We start from the raw sequence: 6,907 nt of genomic DNA, 5'->3' as shown, positions 1-6,907 counted from the left end.
GAAAAACGTCTATGGTGTAAACAAGATGTGTGTCCATGGAAAGCTCCGATGTAAATTTTTCTTTGGATGCAAAATAGCGGCATTGAATTTCAGAAAACTCTTTCGATATCGGAAGGGTCTGGGGCACTATGCTCCGAATCCGGTACTTGCCGGATGATTAATAGGGAATTCCCTGCCATATCCACACTTTGAGAGTAAAATACTCAAGTTTTACATCAAAAATCGGTTTGTATGAATTTTCAAGGAGCAGATAAATTTATGTAAAGGGCTTTTGACCCTTACATCATATAATTCATTGTGATAATCTTTGGAACATATCCTAAAAACTTCATAATTTAATTCAGCAGTTGTTATTACTGGCAGTAGAAATGGAGCAGATATTTTGCGGACAACTGTGGTACCATTGTTTATGGAAAAACAATAAACAATTGAATTAGAAGGGTAGTTTAGAGCAGATTCTATTATGTATGGAGAGTGAGTGGCCATAAATATCTGTGATGTCTGAACGTTGTTTCCTGCAGTAAATAAATTTTTGTAAAATACAAATATACGCTGTTGTCATAGTGGGTGTAAGCTTATTTCTGGTTCATCTAAAAGAACAGGATATCCCATTGATACCTGTTGCCGTTGTAAAAGAAATGCTCCTCGGAATACAATTTGTTTTTCTCCAGAACTTAGTTTGGCAATACTAATATGTTTTCCGTCTTTTTTGAACAGGACAGTCTTTTGATTGTTGGATGTTGCTATTTTTTCAAAGTTTAGATTATCAAACATGCGAGAAAAAGCTTTTTTAAAGCGAGAAATGCGCCTTTCAATAATTGAGTTGGGCGGGACTTGTTGTGGGTGTTTTGTGACCCATTCGCTTAAGTCGCTTGCGTCGTTTGTATATATGTCAATAAGTAACTGCTGGATTTCGGAAGCTAATTGAGAATTGCTTTGTAGACTTGATGTGAAATCCTCGTCTATTTCCATTGAAGTTACGGTATTTGAGGTTTTAGGCATGTAAGAAATTTCTGCGGTTGAAAAGACTGTTTTAAAAATATCGCGATATTCTTGATTGGCGGAAAATGGTGTAGTGGATGAGTTAAGCTTATTACCCTTTATATCGAAAGAATTAATGGTGATTCCTGTCCAATCTGCATGTTTTCCGGTGATGGTTACTTTGAATACATTTGAATCAGAAGGGAGCTTTTCGTTTTGCGAGCGTTGATTAAATCTGTTGATTTCATCATTTGACAATTGTATATAAAAAATTCTTTCCTCGTTTTGGGGCATGGATTTATCTTTGGTCATATTGGAAAAATCAAATATTATATTTAATAAGCTTGTCTTTCCACAGCCATTTTCTCCTGCGAAAACTATATTATCATAAGGCTTTCCGTTATTTCTTGTAAAATCAAATGTTGTTGATCCAAGTATTGGATTATTTAATAATTCAATTTTCAATATTTTCATTGCAGGAATCTCCTAAAAGTGTTAACTAATCTAATGATACATAGTAATAAATATAGGTTCAAGCAAAGTGCTTAAAAATCAAATATTGAGTAGGTATAAACGAGACAGATTGTTAATTATACTGCATGATTTCTGTGAGAAAGTATTTTGGGACACTTTATTTTGAGAATTATTTGTATTGCTTGGTAATGATATAATTTCCCATAGGACAAATCTAGTAATATATTTATGGGTATAATAATACCCTAATGGGTGAGTATAAATGAAGAAAGATTTCGAGTATGTACAATATTTAAGAAATATGAAAAATATCAAAAAACGTATAAAAAGCGTTAAATATGTAAGAAATCATTTAACATCTACAATGTATACTTTTACTGACATAGAATACTGTACTCTTCAAATTCGTAAAATTTTGGAACTAATAGCTATTTCTTCACTGATTTCAGACTATAAAATATATAAAGAGAAGATGGACTCTATTAACAAAATGTGGAAAGCTGATTTGATAATCAAAGATTTGGAACGTATAAATCCAAAATTCTATCCAGAACCAACACTTACGATAAAAAGGGTAGGAGAGATAGATAAATTGGTCGTATCTGACAAAGAATATCTTACTAAAGAGTTATTTGTTGAGGTGTATAATAAATGCGGAAAAATGTTACATTCGCTGAACCCATTATGTGGAGAGAAAAGCATAGATGACCTATATGCCAAATACAATGATTGCATTGATATTTGGATAATGTGGATAGAGAATTTATTAGAAAATCACGTGGTTGTCTTATTAAGATTCAAGGAAGATAATGCCGACAGTTTTAAGAAAGATTTGAAAAAGTATTATGACAGCATGAATTAAATTTTAAAAGAGTTGATTGATTTGCAATATCCTTTATTTAAAAGGGATAATCTATAGATTGAGTGGAGATGTTATTTCATGACAGTAAGTGATAGAATATTTCAGATTTTGGAAGAAAAAGGTATGACTCAGAAGTTTTTCTCTGAAAAAACTGGAATTCCTCAAAGCACTATAAGTGACTGGAGGAAAAAAAGTACAAACCCTGCATCTGATAAAATCATGGTTATATGCAATATCCTTGGAGTGACTCCGGAATGGTTACTTTCTGGAGTCAAAGGAGAAGGGGATAGAGCGGAGAGCTTGGATTGGTATGCTATTGATCGTAATTCAGAAGTGGGGAGGATAATAGAAATATACAATGAAATGACTAGAAGTCAGCGTGACAGACTGATGGGATATATAGAAGCAAGTAGGAGATAACTTGGCATAATCCGCATAATAGAATATATTGCTAATATACATCTTATAAAGGGAGGAGAGTTAGCGTATGAAACAAATTAAAGTATTATTCAAGGGATATTATTGGTGTAAGAATACGTTTCCAGAAACAAGCGGGGTCTATGCGATTTATTCGACAAATGATAATAAGGTATCTAAACTTTGCTACATTGGAAGAAGCAATAATATTGACCGCAGGATAAAAGAACATGCTAATAGTGATTATCCTGCTAAGGATAAGTACTGCTATAGCTATTGTGAATTGTCAGAATATCAGGCTAAGCTTTCAGAAGCGGCATTAGTTAATGAGTGCCAGCCAATAGGAAATGATCAGTATAAGGATGAATATCCTGAGGATTATGAGAGCGTAGAACTGATTATTGAAGGAGAGCATTATCAGATTCCCAATACCATAAGAAGATAAAAGAATTATTTGGCTGACTTTATGCTTTAAGTTATAAAATCTGCAGAGATCTGATTTCTTTGTCTGTCACGGCAGGATTTAATGCCAAAGCAAAGAATGGCGGAAATAGGTCATTTGTGGGCGGAGTGGTATCTGATTTACACCTTTTAAGGTGAACTATCCTACGAAAACATGGTTACCGCGATTATCTGCTATATGTGGATGATCGCGGATTTTTATAAATAGCAAAAACGGAAATACTATTCCATATATGATATTGGCAAATCAATTTGTTTCTACAGCTTTCTTTGAGGGAAAAGATAAGTATGAGGAACTCTATCGGATAAACATGGCTATGACTGAATGGATTGGCAGGAATATGGACAAATTGAGTATATCTTAAGTAGAAGTTAAAGGAATACGCAGAGGTATTGAGAAAAAACAGCTGATGAAGAAAATCATCGGCTGTTTTTGAATTAGTAGCAATTAAAGTAGCAAATAAGGTGGTAAATAAAGTTGCAAAAAGAACTATGTAAGATTAAAATGTCGGTGCAAATGTCGGTATAATTAATAATAGCAGTACTAGGCAAATGAAAAATGATGCAAAAAAAGAAGAAACAGTTTAGTGTCGGATAAAGTAACAAATAAAGTAGCAAATAAAGTAGCAAATAAAGTAGCAAAAAAGAATTGAATAGAGTATAATCCATGATAGTAGGGATTGGCTGAAATAACTTAGGAAAGTTTTAGTGCTAATGATTGCGTGTTTAGGAGGCAATAGGTGATGAATATAGGAGTAGAAACTGAAAAAATAGAATTCAAGAAAACAACCGGTGAGCTCAAGGAAGGAATAACATCATTGGCTTCTATGCTCAATAAGAATGGCTATGGGGTTCTATATTTTGGAGTTAAGGATAATGGGGATGTGGTCGGTCAGCAAATGGGGGACAGAACACTTAGAGAGATATCTCAGGCAATTGCAAGCTTCCTTAAGCCGCAGGTTATACCGACTATAGAACATGAATTGCTCGATGATAAAAACGTGATAAAAATCGAAGTGCGCGGTTCGGAAAAACCATATTCGGCATATGGACGTTACTACATGCGATCGGCAGATGAAGATAGAGAATTGAGTCCAACAGCCCTTAAGGAGTTGATGGACAGACAAACCTCATCAGATATTATAACTATAATTCCGGCTCCGATTCAGACGCTTACTTTTAATAAACTTAAAATAGCATATGTAACAGCTGGGCTGACAGTTGATCAGACAACTTTTGAAGATAATACAGGGTTGAAAAACAGCGATGGAAAATATAATATGATGGCTTTTTTGCTTGCTGACGAAAATGACATTTCAATAAAAGTTGTTACATTTGCAGGAAAAGATAAGACGGATCTTATAAAGAGAAATGAGTATGGTGGAACTTGTCTGGTCACCGCTATTGATAAAGTGTTGGATTATATGGAATCCATTAATGAAACTATGGTTACGATGGGAAATCATAGGCGAACGGAAGAAAAACTATTTGATATGGCAAGCTTTAAAGAAGCTTGGCAAAACGCATGTATCCATACGAAGTGGGACAAAGGAAATCCACCTGCGGTTTATATTTTCTCTGACAGAATAGAAATTATATCTACAGGAGGATTACCTGTAGATTTAAACAAAGAAGAGTTCTACAAGGGGATAAGTAAGCCAGTTAATGCTAAATTGCAAAAGATATTTGGACAACTGGGTTATGTGGAACAAACTGGGCACGGTATTCCTCTCATTATCAGTAATTATGGGAAACAGGCTTTTGATATTATGGAAAATTTCGTTAATGTTACTATTCCATTTAATTATGAGAAAAAGAATAGTGATGGAACGGGCACTGATAATAATGTCAGCATTAATGAGGCTGAGCAGCGTGTTATCGATTTTATAAGTCAAAATTCTAGTATCACGATAAAAGAATTAGTTGCTGTAAGTGGATATTCTGATGGATATATAAGAAAAATACTCGCCTCATTGAAAGAAAAAAAGGTTATTGAGCGTCAGGGTGGAAATAAAACTGGAAAATGGGTTGTTATATGTTAATGAAAAGGAAGGACATTGTATATGATAGAAGCTTTACTTGGGGAATTGGCTGTTGCAGGCGGAACTGAAGTTGTAACGGCAGCTGGAGAACATTTGGCTGAGAAAATAAAGACTAGTAAAGACATAAAAAAAATCTTTGTAGATACAGGCGAGTTCTTTATTGATTTCGAACCACAAGCTGAGCAGTTGTTTCGGGACATGTCGTTGGTTCTTTCAAAAGAAAATATGATGAAAATGGCGAGTGAACTGAAGAATGATTAGATTTGTATTGGTATTTGCTGACGGGATGAAAATAGATTACAGATACATAGTTGACTTAAGTACTTCTGTGACAAACGTAATGAAAAGTGAGAAAATTCAAGTGCTTGATGAAAAGATTGATGAAGAGAATATCTTTGCAAATGATTTTATGTATTTAAGCGCTGAACATTTAGGACCAAAGATTAAATATAAAACAACAAAATGGGATGAGAATGGCATTAATCCATTTGGAAATCTTGGACAGTTTGTGGCACCTTTTTTGGTTATTCATGGGGAGACATTTAGAGTATCTCCTGAGAGGTGTCATGAAAATGCCAAAAGTGATAGGTTGATTGATCAAGTGAATGCTTGGATGGGAGAAATATCGCCAGGAATCAAAATTAGAGCAGAGTATGATGTTGTTGCAGAAGAGGCGAAGTTGGGAATTAAATATGAAAGAGAAAGATTAGAAACTGATTTCTTTACTCCTGTGAATGTTGGTTTTGGTATTCCTTATGTTTTACCACTAGTTGTTGAATTACTAATTGCTAATAAGGATGCGATGGTTATTTTAGAAAACCCTGAATCTCATTTACATCCTAGAGGACAGAGTAAAATTGCTAAGTTGATGTCATTGGCTGCAAAAGGTGGTGTCCAAATAATTTGTGAATCTCATAGTGATCATATAATAAATGCTATAAGGGTTGCTACCAAAAAAGGAATAATTAGTCCTATGGATGTGACAGTGAATTATTTTGAAAAAGATATAGAACAGAATACACATTTGTTGGAAGTTAAGCTAGATGATCAAGGTAACTTAAGCAATTTTCCGGATGGATTATTGGATGAATGGGGTCTTAATATTTCAGAATTATTAGTGTGAAGGTGCTTATGGAGAGCTTTTATAATGAATTATCGATAAGTGATGTAGATGCAGTAGGACAGGATGAAGCCATTCAATTAATAAAATTGGGAATTATTATAAAAGAAAAAGGAATCAGTGCGTGCCGGATAGGAAAAGATGACTTTTGGAAAATATATCGAGCAACGGAAAACAGAAAGGATATCCGTGATTATTTTTTTTCCTTTTTTCACATGCCATTTGAACCAAGCAATATGGAAGAAAAAGAAGATAACTACTTATTAGCCCTAAAGTCGTTAAATGTGTACTCAAATCATCACTCCTGATTTAGGCCTATTTTTTCCAGATAGAGCGCATCACAGGAGGTTATTTCTGTATTCCATCTGCGACTGCGGAGTTTGGTAGATATCTCTACCTGCTCGACTGTATCAAACCACTGCAGCTGCAGATATAAAGGTGTATTGTTGACCCAGGTTCTTAGCTTTTTGGTGGTCTTGAGATCTTCGCTCTTTAAGTTCCCGCTGTTGATCTCGCTGTCGAGAACTGCCTTGAGCTTGCGTATTTCTT

The 6,907-nt window shown here is 34.5% G+C and carries 8 protein-coding genes and 1 pseudogene; 7 read left to right on the top strand and 2 right to left on the bottom strand.

What is annotated here, in order from left to right:
* Window positions 1-558: 558 nt before the first annotated feature.
* Window positions 559-1,455: an AAA family ATPase gene (locus BLO53_RS18600; RefSeq protein WP_092065153.1), complete on the bottom strand. Its 897-nt coding sequence runs from the start codon at window positions 1,453-1,455 to the stop codon at window positions 559-561.
* Between the two features lie 262 nt (window positions 1,456-1,717).
* Here BLO53_RS18600 and BLO53_RS18595 point away from each other — a divergent pair, with 262 nt between their 5' ends.
* The 7 genes from BLO53_RS18595 (at window position 1,718) to BLO53_RS18565 (ending at window position 6,666) form a co-directional block, all read left to right on the top strand.
* On the top strand, window positions 1,718-2,317 hold the full coding sequence (locus BLO53_RS18595) for a hypothetical protein (protein WP_092065150.1): 600 nt from the start codon (window positions 1,718-1,720) through the stop codon (window positions 2,315-2,317).
* Window positions 2,318-2,395: 78 nt separating this feature from the next.
* On the top strand, window positions 2,396-2,737 hold the full coding sequence (locus BLO53_RS18590; RefSeq protein WP_092065147.1) for a helix-turn-helix domain-containing protein: 342 nt from the start codon (window positions 2,396-2,398) through the stop codon (window positions 2,735-2,737).
* Between the two features lie 67 nt (window positions 2,738-2,804).
* Window positions 2,805-3,179: a GIY-YIG nuclease family protein gene (locus BLO53_RS18585; RefSeq protein ID WP_092065144.1), complete on the top strand. Its 375-nt coding sequence runs from the start codon at window positions 2,805-2,807 to the stop codon at window positions 3,177-3,179.
* A gap of 760 nt (window positions 3,180-3,939) precedes the next feature.
* Window positions 3,940-5,238, top strand: coding sequence for an RNA-binding domain-containing protein (locus BLO53_RS18580; RefSeq protein ID WP_092065141.1), 1,299 nt, complete (start codon window positions 3,940-3,942; stop codon window positions 5,236-5,238).
* Between the two features lie 21 nt (window positions 5,239-5,259).
* Window positions 5,260-5,499 (top strand): hypothetical protein, encoded by a 240-nt coding sequence (locus BLO53_RS18575; protein WP_092065138.1) that lies wholly within the window; start codon window positions 5,260-5,262, stop codon window positions 5,497-5,499.
* Window positions 5,492-6,361, top strand: coding sequence for an AAA family ATPase (locus BLO53_RS18570; protein WP_092065135.1), 870 nt, complete (start codon window positions 5,492-5,494; stop codon window positions 6,359-6,361). The genes BLO53_RS18575 and BLO53_RS18570 overlap by 8 nt, the downstream gene beginning before the upstream one ends.
* Window positions 6,362-6,369: 8 nt before the next feature.
* Window positions 6,370-6,666, top strand: a complete 297-nt coding sequence (locus tag BLO53_RS18565) for a hypothetical protein (protein WP_092065132.1) — start codon at window positions 6,370-6,372, stop codon at window positions 6,664-6,666.
* Here the strand turns inward: BLO53_RS18565 and BLO53_RS19395 are convergent.
* Window positions 6,657-6,907 (bottom strand): annotated as a pseudogene (locus BLO53_RS19395) (IS1634 family transposase); the annotation flags it as partial. The gene BLO53_RS18565 and the pseudogene BLO53_RS19395 sit on opposite strands and share 10 nt — an antisense overlap.

The sequence above is a fragment of the Butyrivibrio sp. INlla14 genome (assembly GCF_900102515.1).
Lineage (GTDB): Bacteria > Bacillota > Clostridia > Lachnospirales > Lachnospiraceae > Butyrivibrio.
This window is presented reverse-complemented; position numbering and strand designations above follow the sequence as displayed.